This is a genomic window from Limnohabitans sp., assembly GCF_030158565.1.
Lineage (GTDB): Bacteria > Pseudomonadota > Gammaproteobacteria > Burkholderiales > Burkholderiaceae_C > Limnohabitans_A.
The window spans coordinates 55402-77824 of sequence record NZ_JAOASQ010000038.1; the positions used below are offsets into that span (position 1 = coordinate 55402).

Consider the following 22423-nt stretch of genomic DNA (forward strand, 5'->3'; position numbering starts at 1 on the left):
AGCACCCCGGTCCACGGCCCAAGCCATTGCGTATTTTTGGATTCAAAACATGTCATGCTGACGCTCGTCGACCCTGCAGCACTCATCCCACTTTCTGTGGCATTGGGCATCGGTCTGCTGGTCGGCACGGAAAGAGAGCGCCACAAAGGCAGCGGTCCCCACCGCCGTTCCGCGGGCATCCGGACCTTCACAGGCGCGGCCATGCTGGGCTTTGCAGCGCAAAGTCTGGACGCGCCGTGGTTGGTGAGCGCGGCTTTGCTGGCCCTGGGCGCCCTGACCATGAGCGCTTACCAGCAATCGAGGCAACACGATCCGGGCCTGACCTCGGAAGTCGCCATTTTGCTGACCTGTCTGTTGGGCGCACTGTCGGGCGCATCCCCCGAATTGGCGGCCATCATGGGCATCGCCCTGGCGGCCATCTTGGCCGCGCGTGAGGAAATGCACCGCTTTGTGCACCAGGTCATCACAGAACAAGAGCTCAAAGACGTGATCATTTTCCTGGCAGCGGCCATGATCTTGCTGCCGCTGAGCCCAGACCATGACACGGGCCCTTTTCAAGCCATCAACCCGCATGACCTGGCGCGCTTTGTGGTCGCGGTCATGAGCATCAGCGCCTTGGGCTACATGGCCAAACGCATACTGGGCATGCGGGCTGGCATGGCCCTGACCGGTTTTGCCGGTGGTTTCATCTCCAGCACGGCCACCATCTTGGCCATGGGCCAGGCCGCCCAACGCGAGCCACACGTGCTGCATGCCGCCGCCATGGGCGCGGTGCTGTCCACGGTCTCGACCATGGTGCAGCTGGGCTTGTTGCTGGCCCTCTTTTTGCCCAGCCTGCTGCCACACATGCTTTTGCCCATCAGCCTGGGCTGCTGCACGGCGGGTCTTTATGCGCTGTGGCTGTACAAAGCCCATGAACCGGAATGCATGCCACCGAATCTGGACCTGAGGGGGCATGCCTTTGAGCACAAGACCACCTTGATCCTCAGCCTGGCGGTGCTCAGCATCACCGTCATGACCGCCGCCTTGAACCACTGGCTGGGCGAACCCGGCGTGCTCATCGCCAGCATGCTCGCAGGCCTGGTGGACGCGCACTCCAGCGTGGCCTCCATGAGCAGCTTGGTCCACCAAGGGCACGCCTCACTGTCCCAAGCACAGCTGGCCATTTTGTTGGCCGTCAGCACCAACAGCCTGAGCAAGTCCGCCGTCGCCATCGGTGCTGGCGGCAAAGCCTTTGCAGTCTTGATCCTGCCCGGTCTGCTGCTGGTGATCGCAGCAGTGTGGCTGGGCGCATGGGCCAAGCTGTGGCTCGCCAGCACCATCGGACCACTTTGACAAGGAGAAAACGCATGAGCCACATCGACTGGTCCGACTGGCGCGTGTCCGCCGGGCACCCTGTGAATTTGTCCGACAGGCCCACTTGGCCCGCCGCGCACACGGAGGCCGAAAAGCCACTGTGGCCCGCACGCATGGCCGAACTGGCAGACCAGCTCAACCGGCTGCAAGCCACGCTTCATGCCAGCAAAACACGCGCATTGCTCTTGGTGCTGCAAGGCATGGACACCGCAGGCAAAGACGGCTGTATCCGCAGTGTCTTTGCACACATCAGCCCCTTGGGCGTGCGGGCCGAGGCTTTTGGCGTGCCCCAGGCGCTGGAACAACAGCACGATTTCCTTTGGCGCATCCATGCCAAAACCCCGGCACTGGGGGAGATGGTGATTTTCAACCGCAGCCATTACGAAGATGTGCTGGTGCCCGTTGTGCAGGGCACCCTGCAGCGTGCCCTGTGTGAAAAAAGACACCACCACATCCGGCACTTTGAAGCCTTGCTCCACGACAGTGGCGTTGCGGTCGTCAAATGCTATTTGCACATCTCCAAACAGGAACAGAAAAAGCGCCTGCAAGCCCGACTGGACGACCCTTTGAAACACTGGAAAGTCCAAGCCTCTGACTTTGAAGACCGCCGGCACTGGCGGGCCTACATGCACGCGTACGAAAACGCCATGCAAGCGACCTGCAGCGACGAAGCGCCTTGGTATGTGGTGCCCGCCGATTCGAAGCCTTACCGCGATCTGTTGGTGGCCGAACTGCTGGTGCATACCCTGCAGGGCATGTCCTTGGTGATGCCCAGACCGAAGCTGGATCTGGCCGATTTCAAAATGAGGTGACCCATGCCGCACAGCACACGGGCCAAAAGCAGGGCCGTTCAGAACCTGCTGCCCAACCCAGAACAACAAGCCTGGTGGTTTGTGAAACACCTGCTGCGGACCTCGCTGCAAGACACCCGGTCTTTGCTCCTGACCTGGACGCACACCCGGCAAACAGAAACCTTGCACCAGGCACGGGTGGCGTGGCGGCGTCAAAAATCCCTTTTGAAGTTTTACAGGCCCCTGCTGCCTGAACCGCCTCAGCGCCACAACGATGCGCTGCAAACTTTGTGGCGCCTGACGGGGCAGCTGCGCAATCTGGATGTGGCGCTGGAATGCACCCTGCCCGCCTGGCGCCATGCCCACCCGGATGCGTGCACCCACGAGTGGGCAGGCCTGGTGCAGCAACTGCACCAAGATCGTCAACTGGCGCGGCATGCATTGGCCAAGGAAATAGCAAGACCCCGCACCGCCGCCAGGTTCCAGCAACTGCGCACCTGGATGAAACGCTTGGACAGCGTCACCCTGAAGGTTCGGCGCAAATCCTTCGAGCAATGGGCCCAACACAGGCTGCGGCGTTTGCATCAAAAGATCAAGTCCCAACAGCATCCCTTCACGCCTGAGCGACAGCACCGATGCCGCATCCTCCTCAAGCAAGAGCGGCATGCCCTGGAGAGCCTGCTGGCGAACCACCCCGACAAAAAACGCCGTGCGCGGCTCAAGCGCAACAGAAAAAAACAAATAGTGTGGGGCCACGACCAAGACATGCAAACGGCGCTGGAGCTGATCGAAGGGCTGGGGCACTGCCCTGAATTGACAAAGGCTTGGCGTGCATCGATGTGACCCTTTGGATTTCATGCGTGAAAAGGCTTGTCATCAATTTTTCAAATATCCGTCACATAATCCGGGCCACTGCTGCCACCGACTCCACCATGCAAACCCAATCCCTCTTCGCCGCCATTGATCTGGGATCCAACAGTTTTCGTCTTGAAATCGGTCAACTGGAGGCGGGGCACCTGCGGCGTGTGGAATACCTCAAAGAAACAGTGCGCCAAGGCAATGGCCTGGATGCAGAGCGCCATTTGAGTGACGCCGCCATGCAACGCGGCTGGGACTGTCTGGCCCGATTTGCAGAACGGATTGCGGGCTTCCAGCCCCACCAAGTGCGCGCCGTGGCCACACAGACCATGCGCGAAGCCCGCAACCGAGAGGTTTTCTTGGCCAAAGCCAAAGACATTCTGGGTTTTCCGATCGAGGTCATCGCGGGACGCGAAGAAGCACGCCTGATTTACCTGGGCGTTTCACACCTCTTGCCCCAATCCACAGAGCGCCGACTGGTGGTGGACATTGGCGGGCGCTCGACCGAATTGATCCTGGGCCAAAACGTCCAAGCCCAGACGCTGGAGTCTTACCGCGTGGGCAGCGTAGCCTGGTCGATGAAATACTTTCCCGACGGGCAATGGACCAACTCGGCATTCAAGGCGGCAGAGATTGCGGCCAAAGCCATTTTGGACGAGGCGCAAATGCTCTACCCGCGTTCAAGCTGGGACACCTGCTACGGTTCATCCGGCACCGTGGGCGCGGTGGCCGATGTGCTGGCTCTGGCGGGTTGGCCTGAAGGCCTGATCACACGCGATGGGCTGGACTGGCTCAAAGACAAACTGCTCAAGGCACAAAAACCTGAGCACCTCAAAATCGAAGGCATCAAAGAAGACCGCCGTCCGGTCATCGGCGGCGGCTTGGCCGTCTTGCGTGCCGTTTTTGATCTGCTTCAAATTGACGAGATGGTGGCCGCACAAGGCGCCCTGCGCCATGGTGCCTTGTACGACCTGCTGGACCGCGAAAGCCCGCAAGACGATGTGCGAACACACATGGTGGACTGGCTCACACAACGTTTTGGATCTGATCTGGTGCAGGCTGAACGCGTATCACGCACAGCTCAAACATTGCTGACACACATGCTGGGCCAAGACAGCGATGACAAGGAAGCTGTGCGCCATTTGCGCAAAGTGGATTGGGCCGCCCAACTGCACGAAGTGGGCATGCGCATCTCGCACAGCGACTACCACAAGCACGGCGCCTACATTTTGGACAACACCGACTTGCCGGGTTTCACGATCGACGAATTGCACCGCCTGAGCCAGCTGGTGCTGGGCCACCGCGGCAAGCTGCGCAAACTCGATGCGCCTTTGCAAGACCCCTTATTTGTTCAGCAGCTCATGGCCTTGCGCATGAGCGTGATCCTTTGCCATGCCCGCCGCGACCCGGACACCTCGTCGATGACGCTCCATGTGGACACGGCCAAACAAATCGCACGACTCAAAATCAGCGCACCATGGGCAGAGCAATGGCCACAATCGACCCATTTGCTGCGCGAAGAATGCATGGCCTGGCTCAAAACCGGCTGGGAGCTCAAGGTGCAATTCATCTGAGAGACAGCGCACACACGCCAACATGGCGGTCGTTGATTTCCTTTCATCAACGGTATAAACTGTATGCACTGTTTTTCAAGGAAGCCCCATGACCGCCTCATCCGTAAAAAGCCGAACCACAACGACGGCCAAAGCACCCGCCAAGAAAACCAAACCATCAGCAACTCGCAAGACACCACCAAGTTCCGTCAAGCCTTCGGCCAAACCCCTCCAGGCCACGCCGGTTGAAGTGCCCCTGGCCACCACTGAAAAATCCAAGCCCGCCAAAGAGAAAAAAGTGAAAGTCGTGCGCGACAGCTTCACCATTCCCAAGACCGAATTCACGCAAATCGCCGACATGAAAAAACGCGCCATGGCGCTGGGCGTCGAGATCAAGAAAAGCGAATTGATCCGTGCCGGCCTGCAAATCATTTCGGGTTTGCCAGACGCCAGCTTCAAAAAAGCGTTGGCTGCCATTCCTACGGTGAAAACAGGCCGCCCCAGCAAGGCTTGAGGGTTTACAGCCGATCAGGCACGGTGACCGACATGATCACCGTCTGGTCGACGCCGTCGCGCAGGCGGCTTCGCAACCACCAGACGGCACCCTTGCGAACAGGGCAAGGAGACTCTCCCATCTGCAACAAGCGGGAAGCCACCGCACCCAGTGCAGGCTGGTGCCCCACCAAAACCACCGGGTATTTGGCATGGGGCCAGCCTGCCGTTTCCAGCAAGTCATCCACCGATGCCCCCGGCGACAAGGCATCGCGCACTTTGTACCGGCGCCCCAAAGCACGCACCGTCTGTTCGGCCCGCACGGCAGGGCTGCTGAATATCCGCACGCCATCGGGCAGCTGGCGATCGAGCCAGACCGCCATCCGCGCGGCATGCTTTTCACCACGCGTGGTCAAAGCCCTTTGCATGTCATCCTGACCGGCCTCGGCATCGTGGGCTTCGGCGTGTCGCCACAAGATCAAGTCCATGCACTGCACTCCTAGGCTGCTGCGCTGTAGCGCGCCATCAAAGCGTTTTGTGCGCCATGCCCCGGAGCGTTCAGACCCACACGGTGGTAACGACCATCGGGGGCCAGATCCCAGGCATCCTTGCTGTCATGCAAATAGGCCAGCAAGCATTCATCGATGATGCGTTGGCGCAAGATGGGGTCATCGACTGGCCAAGCCAATTCAATGCGCCGCATCATGTTGCGACTCATCCAGTCGGCACTCGACAAATACAAAGACTCTGTCTCACCCGCACGGAAATAAAACACGCGCGAGTGCTCCAGAAAGCGCCCAATCACCGAGCGCACCCGGATGTTTTCACTCACCCCGGGCACGCCCGCAGGCAACATGCAAGCACCGCGCACAATTAAATCAATCTTCGCGCCTTGCTGACCTGCCGCCAGCAAGGCTTCGATCAGAGGCACATCGGTCAAGGCATTCATCTTCAGGACGATGCGGCCACCCCGGCCAGCTTTGGCCGAAGCACCCACCGCACGAATGCGCGAGAGCATGTCGGCGTGCAGGGTGAAGGGCGCCACCAGCAAGCGTTTCATCTTGGGCAAGCGACTTTGGCTGGCCAAATGGCCAAACAGCTGGTCCATGTCGGCCGTGATGGCGGGATCGGCCGTGAGGTAACTGATGTCGGTGTACAGCTTGGCAGTGCGCGGGTTGTAGTTGCCCGTGGACAAATGCCCGTAGCGCCGCAGTGAGCGGCCTTCCCGACGGGTGATCAGCAGCATCTTGGCGTGGGTCTTCAGGCCCACCACACCATAGACCACCTGGGCGCCGATCGACTCGAGCTGCTCGGCCCAGTTGATGTTGGCTTCTTCGTCAAAACGGGCTTTGAGTTCCACCACAGCAGTGACCTCTTTGCCCTGACGCACGGCTTCACACAGCAAATCCATCATGGCCGGGTCACTGCCCGTGCGGTAAATGGTCTGTTTGATGGCCAGCACGTTCGGGTCCGACACCGCCTCGCGCAAGAACGCCAGCACACCGTCAAAACTTTCAAAGGGCTGATGGAACATCACATCACCCTGGCGCAGCCGCGCCAGAACCGAGCCGTGGCTGGGCAACTGTGCCGGAAAGCTGGCCTTGTAAATCGGGAACAACAAATGCGGCGCCTGCGCCAGATCGATCAGCTGCATCAGGCGCACCAGGTTCACCGGGCCATTGACACGGAACACCGACGGCTCTGGCAACTGGAATTCTTTGCGCAAGAATTCGGCCAATCGCAGCGAACAATCGGACGAGACCTCCAGCCGCACCGATTGACCGTAGTTCCGGTGCTGCAAGCCTTCTCGCAAAGCCGTGCGCAAGTTGCCGATGTCGTCTTCATCGACCGCCAAATCCGAGTGGCGCGTGACCCTGAACTGCGAGAACTGCCCCACCACACGGCCTGGAAACAGCTCACTCAAATGGGCACGGATCACGCTCGACAAGAGCACAAAAGAAGTGGCGCCATCGCACAACTTGGCCGGCAGTGGAATCAATCGGGGCAAGACCCGTGGAACCTTGACGATGGCGATCTCGTTGGAGCGGCCAAATGCATCCTTGCCAGACAACTGGACAATGAAGTTCAAGGACTTGTTGGCCACCTGCGGAAAGGGATGAGCGGGATCGAGCCCCACCGGCACCAACAAGGGCTGCACTTCGCGGTGGAAATAACTGCGCACCCAGCGGCGTTGCTCGGCATTGCGCTCGCCGTGCGAGAGGATGCGAAAGCCCTGACGCTCCAGTGCGGGCAAGAGATCGTCGTTGTACAGCGCGTACTGCCGCGCCACCATGGCATTGGCTTGCTCGGTGATGGCCGCCAGGCTTTCGTGTGTGTAAGGGCCAGAACGCAAACCCTGCAAGGCGCCCATCACATGCGGCTCGGCACGCACTTCAAAAAACTCGTCCAGGTTGGACGAGACAATGCACAAATAGCGCAGGCGCTCCAGCACAGGCACATCGGGCCGGTGCGCCCAATCGAGCACGCGCTCATTGAAGGCGAGGATGCTCAGGTCGCGGTCCAGCAGGGATGACTGGACCTTCTCGCTCAAGTTTGCAGGGAATTCAGAACGCATGTGTTTCTTTCCAACTCTATGGGTTCTGATGTTAGAAATCACTCAAGTCAGCTTGATGACAATTATGTGAACGTAGCGTGTCCGGCTTCTGTGCCCTGACGCACATTGACGAGATGGGCTGCAAAGCTTTGGGCCGTCTGCGGCCAATCAAAGTGCATGGCGCGCTTGCGGGCTTCGTTTCGCGGCACCTGCAAAGCATGCGTCACGGCATGCCCGAGGTCTTCATGCAGCACACCACCGGCCACACCCGCTTGGTCTGCACCCAAGACCTGCAAGGGACCATCCACCGGATAAGCCGCCACCGGCGTGCCGCAAGCCATGGCTTCGAGCATGACCAGCCCAAAGGTTTCGTTTTTGGAAGGAAAAACAAACACATCACTGGCCGCATAAATTTTGGCCAACTCGGGGCGTGGCAACACCCCCATCCAGACCACATCCGGAAAGCGCTGACGCAAGTTGTCTTCCAGCGGCCCCACCCCACACACGATGCGGGTGCCTGGCAAGTTCATGGACAAAAAGGCTTCGATGTTTTTTTCATAGGACACCCGCCCCACAAACAAGGACAAGGGCCTTGGCAAATGGGCCAAAGCGGGCAAGTCCAGCGGCTGCTCGTGGTATTCGAACAAGCCCAAGTCCACCCCATGGGTCCAGGGCTTGAGCTGGGCAAACCCTCTGGCCTTGAGCATGTCGAGCACACCTTGCGTGGGCACCATCACCCCCGCAGAAGGCCGGTGAAAGTGGCGAAACAAGGCATAGCCCCAAGACAGTGGAACCCGCAAAGCGGCATGCAAAATTTCCGGGAACTTGGTGTGAAAGGCCGTGGTGAAGGCCCATTTGTTCTTGCGGCAATAACGCCGCGCTGCCCAGCCCAGCGGGCCTTCGGTGGCCAGGTGGATCGCATCGGGCTGCAATCTGTCCAACATCTCGGCCAAGGGCTTGGCGGGGCGCACCGCCAGATCAATGCCCTTGTAGCCCGGACAAGGCTTGTTGCGAAACAGGCCGGGATGGATCACTTCCACCTGCACGCCCAAGGGGGCCAGGGCCACCACCAACTCTTGCAAGGTGGTGACCACGCCGTTGATTTGCGGATGCCACGCATCGGTGATCAAGGCCAGTTTCATGCGAGCGCCTCCGTGACATGCATTTCACGCACAGTGACCGCTGCACCTGCGCCCCAATGCACGATCTCCAGGCGCCCGTCCATGTGCTCCACCAAGGCCGTTCGGCTTTCGACCCAATCGCCGTCGTTGCAATACAGGATGCCGTTGACATCACGGATCTCGGCGTGGTGAATGTGGCCACACACGGCACCGTCATAGCCTCGGCGCTTGGCCTCCTGTGCCACCGCCACTTCAAAGTCGCTGATGAAGTTCACGGCTTTCTTGACCTTGAGCTTCAAATAGGCCGACAAAGACCAATACCCCAAACCCATGCGGGCACGCCAACGGTTAAGGTAGCGGTTGAGCTTCAATGTCAATTCATACAACCAGTCCCCGACATAAGCCAGCCACTTGGCACACTGGATCACACCATCGAAATGGTCACCATGGATGACCCACAGCTTGAGACCGGTGGCCGTGGTGTGCACCGTGTCATGAACCACCTCGACGCCGCCAAAAGCATGCCCCACAAAGTGCCGCGCAAACTCGTCGTGGTTGCCCGGCACATAAATGACGCGGCAGCCCTTGCGCGCACGACGGAGCAACTTCTGCACCACATCGTTGTGGCTTTGAGGCCAGAACCATCGGCGGCGCAGTTGCCAGCCATCGACGATGTCCCCCACCAGATACAGCGTGTCACAGCGGTGGTGTTTTAAGAAATCCAGCAAGGCATCGGCCTGAAATCCGGGGGTTCCGATGTGCAGGTCTGAAATGAAAATCGCCCGCAACCGTGGGCGGTCTGCAGGCGAATCGTCCTCTTCGAGCGGTGCGCCAACGTCGGCGGGCACATCGGCCACAGCACCGGCAAGCGGTCTTGTGGCCATGGGCGATGCCTCAAACAGCAAGGCCGTTTGCAGGTCTGCGGTCGGCACGCGCATCAAACGCTCCCCGAGAAGTGACGGCGGTAGCGCGCTGGGATATCGGCGGTTTGCATCATCATGGGCAAATCGGCCGTGTTGAAATCCGGGTCCCATGCGGGCGCCCCCAAAATCTTGGCCCCCAAGCGCAAATAACCTTTGATCAGCGCTGGCGGCTCGATCGACAAGTCATGTTCCAGCGCATCCACCGGCAAGGGCAGACGCGGGCGCACATGGTATTGGATAGATGCCAGATGCGTTTCGCGCAGCTGGTGCCAAATGCTGGCCGCCGCGTGGCCAGTGACCAGGCCGTTGTGCAACATGGGGATGCTGGCGCAACCGATCATCACATCCAGCCGGTTGCGCTCCATGAATTCGAACAAGGCCCCCCACAGCGCCATGATCACGCCCCCCTGGCGGTGCTCGGGGTGCACACAGCTGCGGCCCAGCTCCACCATGCGGCTGCGCATGTCGCGCAAGCGGGTCAAGTCAAACTCGGTGTCGCTGTAGGTGCTGCCCGCGCGCTTGGCCTGCTCAGGGGTCAACACGCGGTAGGTACCGATCACTTGACCAGTTTCAGATTCGCGCACCAACAGGTGCTCGCAATAGTCATCGAACAAGTCGATGTCATGCCCGGGCACCTTGGTGGACAAACGGGCACCCATCTCGGTGCCGAAAATATCAAACCTCAGCCGCTGTGCTTCGCGGACTTCGTCTTGATGTTTTGCCCAACTGACCTCAATAGCGCTTTGGGCGCGGCGAGGCAGGAAATCCACAGCGGAGTTGGACTGCGCCGGATGAAGTGACCCCCTGGGCAAATTCAGCGGGGACAGTGCGAAGGTGGGGTTAGGCAACTCTTTCATGAGAACTCTCCTTTGGGTCTGCTCTCCATGGTGCGAGGAGCGCGTGACACCCAAAAGTCGAACGCGTGAAATTTTCATGACGATGCGGCCAGCATCAACTTCTCCAGGTACTGCAATGCATCTTCTCGACTGTCTTCAAACCAGGCCTTCTTTTTGCCCAGATCGTCCCAGACGCGAAGCTTGAGGGCGTCCTTGAAGTACGGCTTCGATTCGAACCCAGCACATTCTTGTGCTGACATGGGCCCTCCCTGAAGACTCAAGCTCCGGGATGAGTCCTGAGAAAGTTTGGCCGCATAGGCCGGGTTGCTGGCGACAAGATAACGTTTGGCCTGGACATGCAAGCGCACAGGCTCTGCCACCGCCTGACCAAACACAGGCGCCAAAAGATCAGCCGCCAGCACTTCATGCAAATCATCTTCTCCGCGCAAGGTCGGTGTGCCAGGACTGTTGACCCAAAGGTGCCCCAGATCATGCAACCAACTGGCCAATTGCAAGGCGGCATTGGCGCCCGACTTTTCAGCCAACCGACCACACTGCCATGCGTGCTCCAGTTGGGTGACGGGCTCACCCGCATACATGCGATCACCGTTCTCGCGGTAGAGGTCCAAAATGGTTTTATGGAGTGCGTGCATTCGCACATGATGGTGTCAGCCCATGAAATTTTCATGACGAAACAAAGCTTGATTGCCATGGATTTTTCATGAAAAAGTCAAACCTTCGCCACATGAATTCTTCAAGATACTTGACATGCTTGTCACACCTTCAGCGATCCGCGTGCTCAACGCGTCCAAATCATTTAGAAAATCCCACAAGGCATTGAATGGGATCAATCTGAGCATTGCCCAAGGCGAATGCGTGGGCCTGCTGGGTGCATCCGGCTCAGGCAAATCCACTTTGTTGCGCAGTCTCTGTGGGCTGGAACGCCTGGACGGCGAGCAAAGCGAAATTCAAATCGGGGGGGGATTCACTGCAAAAATCGGGGCACTTGAGCCCCAAAATCCGTTCATTGCGCAGGCACATTGGCATCATTTTTCAGCAGTTCAACCTGGTGGGACGCATGGATGTGCTAACCAATGTGATGACCGGCTTGTTGCTGCAAATTCCTCCTTACAGAAGTCTTCTTCGCAGATTCGCGGCTTAAGAACGACTCCTCGCTCCACAAGCACTCCATGCTGTTCGGCTCACGGATCAAGCATTGCATCGCGCGTCCACATTGTCAGGATGACAACAACATTCGGTCCTTCGCCCTTGCCCTTTTGGCTTCAGCGGCCCCGGCTTGCAGCTACTACGACCTCTGCTGACTTCTAGCTCCGGCAAAGCCGTCTTCCTTTCAGAAACAAAGCGAGATCTCCCCAGGTAAGGGGCGCACACCTTCATCGCACTTTCCGCCGCAACTACGCCACTTCGCCTTGGTCACAAGAGCTTCTTGGTCTTCGGCCCTCTCGCCCTGCTTGACAGCGCCTTCTATGCGGATCTTATTCATCGACTCGCGATTTATGCTCCGCTCTCTTACCACGCTCGGTCATCCTCACGCAGTTGCGCAAAACTCAAGCTCACTGTGACCAGCTCGCAGCGAGACTTGCGCCCGCATGTGTGCGCCCATGCTGGGCGCACCAAAAACAAAGCCTCCACGGTTCAAGACCCTGGAGGCTTGTTTCTGCAGGGTAATGGTTAGACTCGAATCGCCCCCTACCCACAAAGCACCCACAATGTTTGACCGCGCCATCTGCACAGTCTTCCACACGGTTCACTACGAAAACCCGCTCAATGTGGTGGTCACAGTGCCGTGGCTGGGCGACAAGGTCTTGCTGTGCAAACGCAACATCGAGCCGCGCAAAGAAAAATGGACCTTGCCAGCAGGCTTCATGGAGCTGGGCGAATCCACTTCACAAGGTGCAGCACGAGAAACCTCCGAAGAAGCAGGCGCCCAGTTCATCATGGAAGACCTGTTCACCGTGATGAGCGTGCCCCGCGTGGGCCAAGTGCATTTGTATTACCGTGCCCGGCTGACCAGTGACCAGTTCGACCCTGGCCACGAAACCATGGACGCGCGCTTGTTCAGCGAGCAAGACATTCCATGGGAAGATTTGGCCTTGCGCACCGTCAAGGAAACCTTGTTGCATTACTTTGCGGACCGGCGCGAAGGTCGTCGCGTCACACACGCCTTCGATATCGAGTGATGCACGCATGACGCCCTGAGCTTCATGGTGCGTCATCAATTCTTCATATAAATTTCATGCAGACGTCATGTCAGGAACAGAAACTTCACGTGTTCTTTACATGGAGTCTGAACAATGAAATTCTCGAAAACCTTCATCGCTGCAGCCACACTCTTGGCCATGGCCCCCTTGGCCCAAGCCGAAGTCAAAGCCGACGGCCTGCTTGAAATCTACGGTCGCGCCAGCTTCTCGGTCGACCAGTTGGACGACGGCGCCAGCTACAACCGCAACAACCTGTCCAGCAACGCTTCGCGTCTGGGCTTCAAAGGCAGCAAGAAGATCGGCAACCTGACCGGCATCTGGCAAGTCGAACAGGAAATCCAGATCAACCTGAGCAACGGCACCAGCCCCGTCGGGATTGACGACAAAGACACCAACAACCGCTTGGCCTCACGCGACACCTTTGCCGGCTTGCAGGGCGATTTCGGCACCGTGCGCGCAGGCAAGTTCGACACCCCGTTCAAGACAGCACGTGAGCCCTTCAACCTGTTTGGCGACCAGTTGGGCGACATGCGCAACCTGACCCGCGTGGGTGATGCCAAGTTCGACGAGCGTCTGAACAACATGCTCGAGTACCAGTCGCCCGTGATGAACGGCTTCCAAGCCAAGGTGGCGTATTCGTTCCATTCCGGCACCAGTGCCACCACCACCAGCGGTGTGGACAAAAAAGAAGATGCGACCAGCGCCTCTTTGGGCTACAAAGCCGGCGGACTGGAGGCCACACTGGCATTCGAGAACTACGGTGCCGATACCGCCACCACAGGCAAGCGCGAAGCCACCCGTGCAGCCGTGAGCTACAAGCTTTCACCTGAGTTGCGTGTGATGGGCTTCTACCAGACGGCTGATTCCAAGACAGGCAATACAGACCAGGGCGCCGATGTGACCGGTCTCGGCTTGGAATACATGATCACCCCCACAGTGGCCCTCAAGGGTCACTACATGGACCGCAAGGCCAACGCAGCCAACTCGGACGCCAGCATGTACACCCTGGGTGCCGAATACCGCTACGACAAGGCCCTGCGTTTTTACGCCAGTTATGCCAGCTTGGACAACGGCACTGCTGTGAAACTGGTGCCTTGGAAAGAAGGCCGCACTGCCGCACCTAGCGCTGGCAGCAACGGCAAAACCACGTCTGGCGTGTCCATCGGCATGCGCTACGACTTCTGATCGGTCTGACGCATCACCGCCCAACTGGGCGCCCGGTGCTCTCCAAGGCAAAGGAGGCCCTTGCAAGGGGCCTCCTTTTTTTCGTTCAGACGTTGATGGCCGCAGCCGACCCCGCCTGTTTGCGCAATTCAAACTTCTGAATCTTGCCCGTGCTGGTCTTGGGCAGCTCACCAAACACCACGGCACGCGGCACCTTAAAACTCAATAATCTGCAGCTTTGGGATCCATATTGACGTCGAAGTTGTATTCGCTATCTTTGATCAGGGCATTGCGACGACCAAATGTCGCGTCGCCCAGCCAACACTCAGGCCCACAATGCCCGTACGTATCTTTATGGCTTGAGTTTCCGTGCAAGGATCGACTTCAAATTCCATCACGACATTGGCTTTCAAACCGCTTGCAATCTCGCGCTCACCTTTGAAACCCACACAGCAGGCAGAAAGACCGTTGGTGATGAAAAGGGAGCCAAGGGCAAGAGCACCAAAGAGCTTGCAAAGTTGCGCATCCAGGTATTTGAAAAACATGGTGCCAATCAAGATTCCGCACAGGGCAAAGAGCAGCATGAAACGCAGCAAGCACTTGTCTAGGTCTTTTCTGTAGGCGACTATGCCCAGCAAAAGCACGGCGGGCACGGACGCGAAGTAAAAGAAGGGATCGGTGTTGAAGGGCAAGTCCACAGCAAGCTTTCAGATGGGGCATCTTAGCGGGCTTGTGGACATGGCCAGCCTTCGTTCAAAGCGTGGCTTGTTTGACCCTTTGAGACAAGGCTTCGGCGGATTCTTTGCGCTCGCTGTAACGGTCCACCAAGTAGGGGGCGACATCACGCGTGAGCAGGGTGAACTTGATCAACTCTTCCATCACATCCACCACCCGATCGAAATACGCCGAGGGCTTCATGCGACCAGCCTCGTCAAACTCCAAAAACGCTTTGGCCACAGAGCTTTGGTTGGGGATGGTCAGCATCCGCATCCAGCGCCCGAGGATGCGCATTTGGTTGACGGCATTGAAGGACTGAGAACCGCCACTGACTTCCATCACTGCCAGGGTTTTGCCTTGTGTGGGTCGCACCGCGCCCACCGACAAAGGGATCCAATCGATTTGGCTTTTCATGATGCCCGTCATCGCGCCGTGGCGCTCAGGCGAACACCAGACCATGCCTTCGGACCACGCCGCCAAAGCCCGCAGCTCTTGCACCTTGGGATGGCTGTCTGGCGCAGCATCGGGCTGGGGCAGGTCCAGCGGATCGAAGACCTTGACCTCGGCCCCCATGGCTTGCAGCAAGCGTGCGGCCTCCAGCGTCAACAGCTTGCTATAGGAGCGCTCGCGCAAGGAGCCGTAGAGCATCAATATTTTGGGTGGGTGCGTGGATGCATTGGCGGGGCGCAGCAAAGTTTGCTCAGGCAAGCGCCAGCAAGCCGTGTCTACCTGGGGCAGCGATTCTGTGCTCATGGTCAATCCTTGTGTTCTTCTGAAGACCGCGATGTCAGCAGGGCGTGCAGCCCCAAGCCCACACCGGCCCCCACCAGCTCGGCCACGATGAACTCGGGCGCATCGGCAGGCCGGATGCCCGCAAAAGTGTTGCTCATCATGCGACCGAAGACCGCTGCAGGATTGGCAAAAGAAGTGCTGGCGGTGAACCAATAGGCAGCGCCGATGTAGCAGGCCACCAAGCCCGAGGCCTTGCCTGCAGGCGAACGCAAGACCACGAACAACAAGCCCGCCGTGGCCACCGCCTCGGCCAGCCATTGGCCGCCACCGGTGCGCACCTTGCTGGACCACTGAAAGAGGTCCAGACCAAACATGGCGTGCGCCAACCAGGCCCCCAAGGCGGCACCGGCCAACTGGGCCAACACATAGCCCGGCAAACGTTGGACAGGCAGCTCACTGCGCCAGGCCATGACCAGAGACACCGCCGGATTGAAGTGCGCACCACTGACTGGGCCCAAGACCTCGATCAACACATACAACGCAAACACCGTGGCCAGCGTGTTGGCGATCAAAGCCACCGCGGTGTTGCCGGCCGAGAGGTTCTCGGCCATGACGCCCGAACCAATGACCGCACACAGCAAGGCCGCTGTGCCCAAGCACTCGGCGACAAATGAACGCCCTGCCCTCATGACGCGGCCAAGCCGCGTGCCGTGTTTTGCAGCACCATTTTGTCCAGGCTGGCTGCGGGCAGGTTGATGAACATGTCCAAGCGGCGCTTGATCTGCAACAGGGTTTGCATGAAGGCTTCGAGCTTTTCGGCTTCGCTGCCTTGCTTTTCTGAAGGGTCTGCATAGCCCCAGTGCGCGGTGGCGGGGTGGCCTGGCCAGATGGGGCAGACTTCACCGGCGGCGTTGTCGCACACGGTGATGATCAGGTCCATTTGCGGCGCATCGGGCAAGGCAAAGTGATCCCAGCTCTTGCTGCTCAAGCCGTCGATGGCGACGCCTGCTTTTTGCAGTGTGACCAACGCCAGGGGGTTGGGGCTTTGGTTCTCACGCGGGCTGCTGCCCGCCGAATAGGCCTTGAAACGGCCACGGCCCATGTGGTTGAGCATGGCCTCGGCCAAGATGCTGCGGGCAGAGTTGTGGGTGCACAAAAAAAGCACGTTCAAAGTTTGGGGATCGCTCACGGCAGATTCTTTCTGAGTTAACAAGTGGTACAAAGCGTGCCCGGCGAGACTTCGCAGTCAGCGCCTTGGCAGCAGTTTTGGGTCAGGAAGGCCAACACGGCCTGCATGCGGTCGAACTGGGCCCGGTAGATCAGGTGGCGCCCACTGCGCTCTTGGGTGATCAGGTCTGCATGCATCAACGCTTTGAGGTGAAACGAAAGCGTGTTGGCCGGCAAGCCCATGGACTCGGCCAGCATGGCAGGGGTCAGGCCATCAGGGCCTTTGACGACAAGCGACCTGAAGATCTGCAGGCGGTTGGGCTGCGCCAAGGCGGCCAAAGCTTGGATGATGTGTTTTTCTTCCATATTTCAATTTTAGTGGAAGTGTGTGACGATCCGATGACGGCGATCGCCTCAAGGCTTTGCCTTCACTCGTCGAAGTCCCAGATCCTGTGCAGGTCCAGGTTCATCAGGGCCCAACTCTCCACCAGTTCCAGCTGCAGCCTTTGACGCTCGCGCAGGCTTTCTTGCGCCAACCTGCGGTTCTGGATCAGCTCCGTCATGCTGTGCTCGCCCATGGCAAAGGCCTTGAGCGATTGCGTCACCGCCGTCGCCTGTGTTTGCGCAGCCAATTGCAAACTCGTCAAAGCCTGCCTTTGCATGTGCAAGTTCAACCAGCGCGCCTCAAAGGCCGCACCCAAATCCAGCGTCATTTGCTGCAGCTGTTCTTCGAGCTGGTTCGCCTCGGCCAAGGCGGCGGCCGCATGGGCCTGCCGCGCCGAGCCAGGCAAGGCAAACCCCAGCGACACCCCCACAATGCTTTCGGCCCCCGCACGTTCGCGCGCGGCATACACGCCCAGCACCGGATCGGGCAGGCGGTCGCGGTCCATGCGCTCGGCTTGCAAACGCAGGCGCTGCACTTCGGCGCGGCGCAAATTCAGCTCGTGGTGGTTTTGCAAAAACTCTTGAACCAGCGGCTGCATGGCGGGCAGCTCAGGCACATCGCCAGGCAAGGCGGGCCAGGCCGGTTCGGGCAAACCGGGGTAGCGCTTTTGCACCTGCGCCCAGGCCGCCGTCCACTGCGCTTGCGACACGGCCACCGCCGCCTGTGCGCGTTGCAGCTCGGCTTGGGCCAGGCTCGCGTCCAGTTGCGAGATGTCGCCTTGCTTCAAGCGCAGCTGCGCTTGGCGATGCAGTTCTTGCGACAGCTGGGCTTGCGCACTGGCCGCCTCGCGTGCCAGCGCCAGCTGGTGCAGCGCAAACCATTGGCGCATCAGCTCACGGCTGGCCTCGTGCAAGGCGTCGGCATAACCGATGCTGGCCACCTTGCGGCTTTGCTCGGCCAGGTTCGCATCCAACCCCGCCTTGCCCCACCAGCGCACAGGCCGCTCCAGGCTGACCAGTTGTTCGTTGAAGCGGCCACCGGGGTCGATGACCCGGCGGTTTTGCTGGCTCATGCGCAGGTTGAATTCGCCCGTGCCCGCTTCGGTGGCGCGTGCCCTTTGCAGTTGCGCCGCTTGCTGCGATTGCGCGGCCAAAATGCCGTGGCTGTTTTTCACGATGGTCTGCACCCGATCGGCAGGAGGCAGCCACACCCCCAAGGTGTCTTGCGCCTGCACACGCAGGCCCAGACACAGGCCACCCACGATCAGGGCCATGCTCAGTTTGTTCATGAGGCGCTCCTGTCTTGACGTTGAGGCTGACGGATGTGGGCCCAGACTTCGGTGAGGCTGCCCAAGGCGCCCCAGCGCTCAAAAATCAAGGGCAAGAGCAACAGGGTCAAAGCTGTCGAGCTGATCAAACCGCCCGTGACCACAATCGCCAAAGGTTTTTGGATCTCGGAGCCAGGCCCCGTGGCAAACAGCAAGGGGATCATGCCCAGCGCGGTGATCAGGGCCGTCATCAGCACCGGCCGCAAACGGCGCTCGGCGCCCAGGCGCACCACCTGCGCCAGGGCCTCGCCGTTTTGCAGGCGCTCGTTGAAGTGCGTGACCATCACCACCCCGTTGAGCACCGCAATGCCCAGCAAGGCGATGAAGCCCACCGAGGCCGGCACCGACAGGTATTGGCCCGAGATGGCCAGCGCCACCACACCGCCCACCAGCGCAAACGGGATGTTCAAAAAGATGATGCCCGCCTGCACCACCGAGCCGAAGGTGAAAGTCAGGATCAGAAAGATCAGGCCCATGGCCGCCGGGATCACCACGCTCAAACGCGCTGCGGCCCGTTGCTGGTTTTCAAACTGGCCTCCCCACACCACCTGGATGTCCTTGGGCAGTCCGAGCGCGGCCACCGCTTGCTGGGCATCGGCCACAAAGCCGGTCAAATCGCGGCCTTCGACCGAGACCTGAATCGTCGTCAGGCGCTGGCTCAGTTCATGGTCGATGCGGATCGGGCCGTCCACCACGCGGATGTCGGCCAAGGCGCTGGCCGGCCAGGCGCGGCCATCGGGCGCGGTGATCGGCAGGTTGCGAAAGGCCTCGGGGCTGCTGCGCACCGTGTCGTTGCCCCGCAAAGTCAGGGCCGTGCGGATGCCCCGGTCCAGCACATGGCCCACGGTTTCGCCCTCCAGCTGCTGGCGCAAGGCCTGCTGCACCGAGGCCACGCTCATGCCCGACTGGCCCACCGTGTGGCGGTTCACCGCCACGCTCAGGTACTGCATGCCTTCGGCTTTGGGCGCGATCACTTCGGCAGCGCCGTCGATCTTGCGCACCGCCTCGGCCACTTGCTGGGCGGTCCGCCCCAGCTGCGTCAGGTCGGCGCCAAAGAGCTTGATCGCCACATCACCACGCGTGCCCGTGAGCATTTCCGAGATGCGCATCTCGATCGGCTGGGTGAAGCCATACACCAGGCCCGGAAAGCCCTCCAGCACTTCGCGCAGCGCGGTGATGATGTCTTCCTTGCTGCCGCGCCATGTGCTTTTGGGCTTGAGCACCAAGAAGGTGTCGGTCTCGTTCAGGCCCATCGGGTCCAGGCCCAATTCGTCTGCACCCGCGCGGGCGATCACGGCCTGCACCTCGGGCACCTTGGCCAAGATGGCTTGCTGCACACGGGTGTCGATCTCCAGCGACGCTTCAAGCGAGATGGACGGGATTTTTTGCAGCTGCACCAGGATGTCGCCTTCGTCCAAGGTGGGCATGAAGGTCTTACCGATCTGCGTGTACAGACCGCCTGCCAGCACCAGCGATGCCAGCGCCACACCCACCAGCCAGCGCGGGTGCCGCCAACTGGCATCGCGCCACTTCACATAGGTGCGCAGCAGCTTGACCATCACCCAAGGCTCGTGCGCGGTTTGCGGCTTGAGCACCCAAGACGCCAGCGCAGGCACCACCGTGAAAGCCAGCACCAGCGAAGCCGACAAGGCCATGATGATGGTCACGGCAACGGGCGCAAACAGCTTGCCCTCCAGCCCCTGCAGCGTCAGCAGCGGCAAGAACACCACGCCAATGATGAGCACGCCCGCCCCCACCGGCTTGAGCACTTCGCGCACCGCGTGCAGCACGCGTTCGGTGATGGTCACGTCGTGGCCCGCAGGCGCATGGGCCAGCTGGGTTTCCACGTTTTCCACCACCACCACAGAAGCATCGACCAACATGCCCAGCGCAATCGCCAAGCCCCCCAAGCTCATCAAGTTGGCGGTGATGCCGGTGTAGCGCATGAGCAAAAAGGTGGCCAACAAAGACAGGGGCAGCGACACCGCCACCACCAGCGCAGGCCGCAAGCCCCCTAAGAAAACATAGAGCACCACGCACACCAGCACCGCCGCTTCGGCCAGTGCCTTGATCACGGTGTTGGCCGCGCGCGTGACCAGCTCGCCCCGGTTGTAAAACGTCTTGATCGTCATGCCCTCGGGCAGGCGTTTTTGCAAGTCGCGGATATTCAGGTCGATGGCGTCGACCAACTCGCGCGCGTTCACACCGCGCAGGCCCAGCACCAAGCCCTCCACCGCTTCGCCGCGCCCGTCTTGCGTCACCGCGCCATAGCGGGTGAGCGCACCGTGGCGCACCACGGCCACATCGTCGAGCAAAATCTTCTGGCCCGAGCGCGGCTGCTCGATGCGGATGGCGCGCACATCGTCCAGGGTTTTGACGGCGCCTTCTACACGCACCACCAGCGACTCTTCGCCGGCCGTCATGCGGCCTGCGCCGTCGTTGCTGTTGTTGTCGGCCAGGGCCTCGCGCAGGCTGGCCATGCTCACGCCCAATGCGGCCATGCGTTCGGTTTTGGGCAGCACCTCAAAGGTCAGCACCTCACCGCCCAGGGCGTTGACTTCGGCCACGCCCGCGATCGTGCGCAGCTCGGGGCGGATGGTCCAGTCCAGCACACGGCGCTTGTCGGCCAAGGAGAAGTTCTCACCCTCAACGGTGAACATGTACAGCTCGGACAGCGGCGTGGTGATGGGTGCCAGCCCACCGCTCACGCCCGCAGGCAAGTCGCCCATCACGCCGTTCAGCCGTTCGGACACCTGTTGGCGCGCCCAGTAAATGTCCACGCCTTCGTCAAAGTCGAGTGTGATGTCGGCGATGCCGTATTTGGAGACCGAGCGCACCATGCGCTTTTTCGGGATGCTGAGCAGCTCTTGCTCGATCGGCTTGACCACGCGCTGCTCGACCTCTTCGGGCGTCATGCCCGGGATCTTCAGGATGATCTTGGCCTGGGTCGGCGAGATGTCGGGAAAGGCGTCAATCGGCAGTTGTTGCCAAGCCTGCAGGCCTGCCAAAGTCAGGATGACAGCCAGCAAAAGGGTGAGTAGGCGGTAACGCAGCGCCCAGCGGATCATGGCGTCCATGCTCATTCGTCCTTTTGCAGCAGGGCGCGCAAGGAAGCCAGGCCTGTCGCGGCCACTTGGCTCTTCTCGCTCAAGGCACCGCTCACCACCGTTTGCTCGTCGTTGCTCGACAAGACTTTGACCGGCGTGGGCACAAAGCCCTTGGCGCTGGCCACGAACACCCAGCTTTGCGTCTGGTGGCTGATCACGGCGCGCGCGGGCAATTGCCAGGCTGCTTGTGTGCTGGCACGGGCCGGGTGCAATTGCACGGGCAGCACTTCGCCTGCGTTCAGGCTGCCCGCCTCGGTCACCCGGGCACGCGCCTGCGCTTGCTGCGTGGCGTCCACCGCGCGTCTCACGCCCACCAGCACCGCTTTGGCCTGGCGCGATGGCACGCTCACGGCGTCGCCCACTTTGAGCTGGGCCGCCTTCTCGGGCGAGAGCACCAAGTCCAATTGCAGTTGGCGCGTGTCGGCGACTTTGAACAAAGGCATGCCCGCGTCCACCCGCTGCCCCACCGTGACCAGCGACTGCACCAGCCTGCCGTCCAATGGCGCGGTCAAACTGGCCACGGCGTAATCGGCGCCGCCCACGCCCGCGCCCGATGAGCGCAACTCGGCTTGCTTGGCTTGCAGCGCGGCTTGCGCTGCATGGAATTTGTTCTGGCTGATCTGCAGCCGCGCCGCCGGGATGATGCCATCGGCCAGCATGGCCTGGTCACGCGTCAGCGCGGCCTGGGCGTTTTGCACATCCAGCTGTGCCTCGCGCATCTGGCGCCTTGTATCGGCCAGCTGTGGGCTGCTCCACTGGGCCAGGGCCGATCCGGCTTTGACGGCATCGCCCAGCCCCACATCGATGCGGGTGATGACACCCGCATAGGGCGCAGCCACCGTCACCTCGCGGCCTGGCGGCACCGACACCGTGGCCGAAGCCAGCAAAGCGCCCGCTTGCGCCGCCTGCACGGGCGCCACGCGCACACCCAGCGCGGCTTTTTGCGGCGCATCGAGCAACAACTCGGCGGGCACTTGCGCCCAGGCCGCAGCCGAGCCCATTGCACTCACGAACAAAATGGTTTTGAGCAGTCCTGTCATGACCGACTCTCCTGAAAAAATTCAACAAGGGAAAATCACCGCCCAGCGGTGCGCCGCATCGGCGCACAGGCCGAGGGT

General features: G+C 60.4%; 23 protein-coding genes. 9 read left to right on the forward strand and 14 right to left on the reverse strand.

Annotated features, from left to right (window positions below; genetic code table 11):
- Positions 1-54: 54 nt before the first annotated feature.
- The 5 genes from Q1W40_RS08075 (at position 55) to Q1W40_RS08095 (ending at position 5072) form a co-directional block, all read left to right on the forward strand.
- A complete protein-coding gene (locus Q1W40_RS08075) occupies positions 55-1335 on the forward strand; it encodes an MgtC/SapB family protein (protein WP_300710814.1) in 1281 nt (426 codons plus the stop codon).
- Positions 1336-1349: 14 nt separating this feature from the next.
- Positions 1350-2168, forward strand: a complete 819-nt coding sequence (locus Q1W40_RS08080; RefSeq protein WP_300710816.1) for a PPK2 family polyphosphate kinase — start codon at positions 1350-1352, stop codon at positions 2166-2168.
- A gap of 3 nt (positions 2169-2171) precedes the next feature.
- Entirely contained in the window at positions 2172-2990 is an 819-nt protein-coding gene (locus Q1W40_RS08085; RefSeq protein ID WP_300710818.1) for a CHAD domain-containing protein, read from the forward strand.
- A gap of 89 nt (positions 2991-3079) precedes the next feature.
- On the forward strand, positions 3080-4579 hold the full coding sequence (gene ppx, locus Q1W40_RS08090) for an exopolyphosphatase (protein WP_300710820.1): 1500 nt from the start codon (positions 3080-3082) through the stop codon (positions 4577-4579).
- An 88-nt stretch (positions 4580-4667) separates the two neighbouring features.
- Positions 4668-5072: a hypothetical protein gene (locus Q1W40_RS08095; protein WP_300710822.1), complete on the forward strand. Its 405-nt coding sequence runs from the start codon at positions 4668-4670 to the stop codon at positions 5070-5072.
- 4 nt (positions 5073-5076) lie between these two features.
- Here Q1W40_RS08095 and Q1W40_RS08100 read toward each other — a convergent pair whose 3' ends face one another.
- From Q1W40_RS08100 to Q1W40_RS08125, 6 genes are all read right to left on the reverse strand, one after another.
- Positions 5077-5538 (reverse strand): histidine phosphatase family protein, encoded by a 462-nt coding sequence (locus Q1W40_RS08100; RefSeq protein WP_300710824.1) that lies wholly within the window; start codon positions 5536-5538, stop codon positions 5077-5079.
- 11 nt (positions 5539-5549) lie between these two features.
- Positions 5550-7625, reverse strand: coding sequence for a polyphosphate kinase 1 (gene ppk1 / locus Q1W40_RS08105; protein WP_300710826.1), 2076 nt, complete (start codon positions 7623-7625; stop codon positions 5550-5552).
- A 62-nt stretch (positions 7626-7687) separates the two neighbouring features.
- Complete coding sequence (locus tag Q1W40_RS08110; protein ID WP_300710828.1) at positions 7688-8746, reverse strand: glycosyltransferase family 1 protein; 1059 nt, start codon at positions 8744-8746, stop codon at positions 7688-7690.
- On the reverse strand, positions 8743-9663 hold the full coding sequence (locus Q1W40_RS08115) for a UDP-2,3-diacylglucosamine diphosphatase (RefSeq protein ID WP_300710830.1): 921 nt from the start codon (positions 9661-9663) through the stop codon (positions 8743-8745). The genes Q1W40_RS08110 and Q1W40_RS08115 overlap by 4 nt, the downstream gene beginning before the upstream one ends.
- On the reverse strand, positions 9663-10505 hold the full coding sequence (locus Q1W40_RS08120; protein ID WP_300710832.1) for a GNAT family N-acyltransferase: 843 nt from the start codon (positions 10503-10505) through the stop codon (positions 9663-9665). The genes Q1W40_RS08115 and Q1W40_RS08120 overlap by 1 nt, the downstream gene beginning before the upstream one ends.
- Positions 10506-10579: 74 nt before the next feature.
- Positions 10580-10915, reverse strand: a complete 336-nt coding sequence (locus Q1W40_RS08125; RefSeq protein WP_300710834.1) for a hypothetical protein — start codon at positions 10913-10915, stop codon at positions 10580-10582.
- Between Q1W40_RS08125 and Q1W40_RS08130 the strand changes: the two genes are divergently transcribed.
- From Q1W40_RS08130 to Q1W40_RS08140, 4 genes are all read left to right on the forward strand, one after another.
- On the forward strand, positions 10910-11209 hold the full coding sequence (locus tag Q1W40_RS08130) for a hypothetical protein (RefSeq protein ID WP_300710836.1): 300 nt from the start codon (positions 10910-10912) through the stop codon (positions 11207-11209). The two genes, Q1W40_RS08125 and Q1W40_RS08130, sit on opposite strands and share 6 nt — an antisense overlap.
- Positions 11210-11252: 43 nt before the next feature.
- The gene (locus Q1W40_RS15140; RefSeq protein WP_366146333.1) at positions 11253-11813 is read left to right on the forward strand and encodes an ATP-binding cassette domain-containing protein; all 561 of its coding nucleotides are present in this window, start codon (positions 11253-11255) and stop codon (positions 11811-11813) included.
- Positions 11814-12214: 401 nt separating this feature from the next.
- A complete protein-coding gene (locus Q1W40_RS08135) occupies positions 12215-12685 on the forward strand; it encodes an NUDIX domain-containing protein (RefSeq protein ID WP_300710838.1) in 471 nt (156 codons plus the stop codon).
- Positions 12686-12799: 114 nt separating this feature from the next.
- A complete protein-coding gene (locus tag Q1W40_RS08140; protein WP_300710840.1) occupies positions 12800-13891 on the forward strand; it encodes a porin in 1092 nt (363 codons plus the stop codon).
- Positions 13892-14151: 260 nt separating this feature from the next.
- Here Q1W40_RS08140 and Q1W40_RS08145 read toward each other — a convergent pair whose 3' ends face one another.
- The 8 genes from Q1W40_RS08145 to Q1W40_RS08180 all read right to left on the reverse strand — a co-directional run bounded on the left by Q1W40_RS08145 (position 14152) and on the right by Q1W40_RS08180 (position 22345).
- Positions 14152-14568: a hypothetical protein gene (locus Q1W40_RS08145; RefSeq protein ID WP_300710842.1), complete on the reverse strand. Its 417-nt coding sequence runs from the start codon at positions 14566-14568 to the stop codon at positions 14152-14154.
- 55 nt (positions 14569-14623) lie between these two features.
- Positions 14624-15340 carry an arsenical resistance protein ArsH gene (gene arsH, locus Q1W40_RS08150; protein ID WP_300710844.1) on the reverse strand — a complete coding sequence of 239 codons (717 nt, stop codon included), beginning with the start codon at positions 15338-15340 and terminating at the stop codon, positions 14624-14626.
- Between the two features lie 2 nt (positions 15341-15342).
- Positions 15343-16008 (reverse strand): MIP/aquaporin family protein, encoded by a 666-nt coding sequence (locus Q1W40_RS08155; protein WP_300710846.1) that lies wholly within the window; start codon positions 16006-16008, stop codon positions 15343-15345.
- A complete protein-coding gene (locus Q1W40_RS08160) occupies positions 16005-16508 on the reverse strand; it encodes an arsenate reductase ArsC (RefSeq protein ID WP_300710848.1) in 504 nt (167 codons plus the stop codon). Before Q1W40_RS08160 ends, Q1W40_RS08155 begins: the two co-directional genes overlap by 4 nt.
- 17 nt (positions 16509-16525) lie before the next feature.
- Positions 16526-16852: a helix-turn-helix domain-containing protein gene (locus Q1W40_RS08165; RefSeq protein WP_300710850.1), complete on the reverse strand. Its 327-nt coding sequence runs from the start codon at positions 16850-16852 to the stop codon at positions 16526-16528.
- 62 nt (positions 16853-16914) lie between these two features.
- Positions 16915-18159 carry a TolC family protein gene (locus Q1W40_RS08170; protein WP_300710852.1) on the reverse strand — a complete coding sequence of 415 codons (1245 nt, stop codon included), beginning with the start codon at positions 18157-18159 and terminating at the stop codon, positions 16915-16917.
- On the reverse strand, positions 18156-21281 hold the full coding sequence (locus Q1W40_RS08175; RefSeq protein WP_300710854.1) for a CusA/CzcA family heavy metal efflux RND transporter: 3126 nt from the start codon (positions 21279-21281) through the stop codon (positions 18156-18158). The genes Q1W40_RS08170 and Q1W40_RS08175 overlap by 4 nt, the downstream gene beginning before the upstream one ends.
- Positions 21278-22345, reverse strand: a complete 1068-nt coding sequence (locus tag Q1W40_RS08180) for an efflux RND transporter periplasmic adaptor subunit (protein WP_300710856.1) — start codon at positions 22343-22345, stop codon at positions 21278-21280. Before Q1W40_RS08180 ends, Q1W40_RS08175 begins: the two co-directional genes overlap by 4 nt.
- Between the last annotated feature and the right edge of the window lie 78 nt (positions 22346-22423).

Coding starts and splice junctions, on each gene's coding strand:
- Q1W40_RS08115 (WP_300710830.1), bottom strand. CDS start 9,663: ATGCGCGTGCCGACCGCAGACCTGCAAACGGCCTTGCTGTTTGAGGCA.
- Q1W40_RS08075 (WP_300710814.1), top strand. CDS start 55: ATGCTGACGCTCGTCGACCCTGCAGCACTCATCCCACTTTCTGTGGCA.
- Q1W40_RS08130 (WP_300710836.1), top strand. CDS start 10,910: ATGCAAATCATCTTCTCCGCGCAAGGTCGGTGTGCCAGGACTGTTGAC.
- Q1W40_RS08165 (WP_300710850.1), bottom strand. CDS start 16,852: ATGGAAGAAAAACACATCATCCAAGCTTTGGCCGCCTTGGCGCAGCCC.
- Q1W40_RS08180 (WP_300710856.1), bottom strand. CDS start 22,345: ATGACAGGACTGCTCAAAACCATTTTGTTCGTGAGTGCAATGGGCTCG.
- Q1W40_RS08095 (WP_300710822.1), top strand. CDS start 4,668: ATGACCGCCTCATCCGTAAAAAGCCGAACCACAACGACGGCCAAAGCA.
- Q1W40_RS08155 (WP_300710846.1), bottom strand. CDS start 16,008: ATGAGGGCAGGGCGTTCATTTGTCGCCGAGTGCTTGGGCACAGCGGCC.
- Q1W40_RS08140 (WP_300710840.1), top strand. CDS start 12,800: ATGAAATTCTCGAAAACCTTCATCGCTGCAGCCACACTCTTGGCCATG.
- Q1W40_RS08175 (WP_300710854.1), bottom strand. CDS start 21,281: ATGAGCATGGACGCCATGATCCGCTGGGCGCTGCGTTACCGCCTACTC.
- Q1W40_RS15140 (WP_366146333.1), top strand. CDS start 11,253: ATGCTTGTCACACCTTCAGCGATCCGCGTGCTCAACGCGTCCAAATCA.
- Q1W40_RS08120 (WP_300710832.1), bottom strand. CDS start 10,505: ATGAAAGAGTTGCCTAACCCCACCTTCGCACTGTCCCCGCTGAATTTG.
- ppk1 (WP_300710826.1), bottom strand. CDS start 7,625: ATGCGTTCTGAATTCCCTGCAAACTTGAGCGAGAAGGTCCAGTCATCC.
- ppx (WP_300710820.1), top strand. CDS start 3,080: ATGCAAACCCAATCCCTCTTCGCCGCCATTGATCTGGGATCCAACAGT.
- Q1W40_RS08100 (WP_300710824.1), bottom strand. CDS start 5,538: ATGGACTTGATCTTGTGGCGACACGCCGAAGCCCACGATGCCGAGGCC.
- Q1W40_RS08170 (WP_300710852.1), bottom strand. CDS start 18,159: ATGAACAAACTGAGCATGGCCCTGATCGTGGGTGGCCTGTGTCTGGGC.
- Q1W40_RS08110 (WP_300710828.1), bottom strand. CDS start 8,746: ATGAAACTGGCCTTGATCACCGATGCGTGGCATCCGCAAATCAACGGC.
- Q1W40_RS08085 (WP_300710818.1), top strand. CDS start 2,172: ATGCCGCACAGCACACGGGCCAAAAGCAGGGCCGTTCAGAACCTGCTG.
- Q1W40_RS08080 (WP_300710816.1), top strand. CDS start 1,350: ATGAGCCACATCGACTGGTCCGACTGGCGCGTGTCCGCCGGGCACCCT.
- arsH (WP_300710844.1), bottom strand. CDS start 15,340: ATGAGCACAGAATCGCTGCCCCAGGTAGACACGGCTTGCTGGCGCTTG.
- Q1W40_RS08135 (WP_300710838.1), top strand. CDS start 12,215: ATGTTTGACCGCGCCATCTGCACAGTCTTCCACACGGTTCACTACGAA.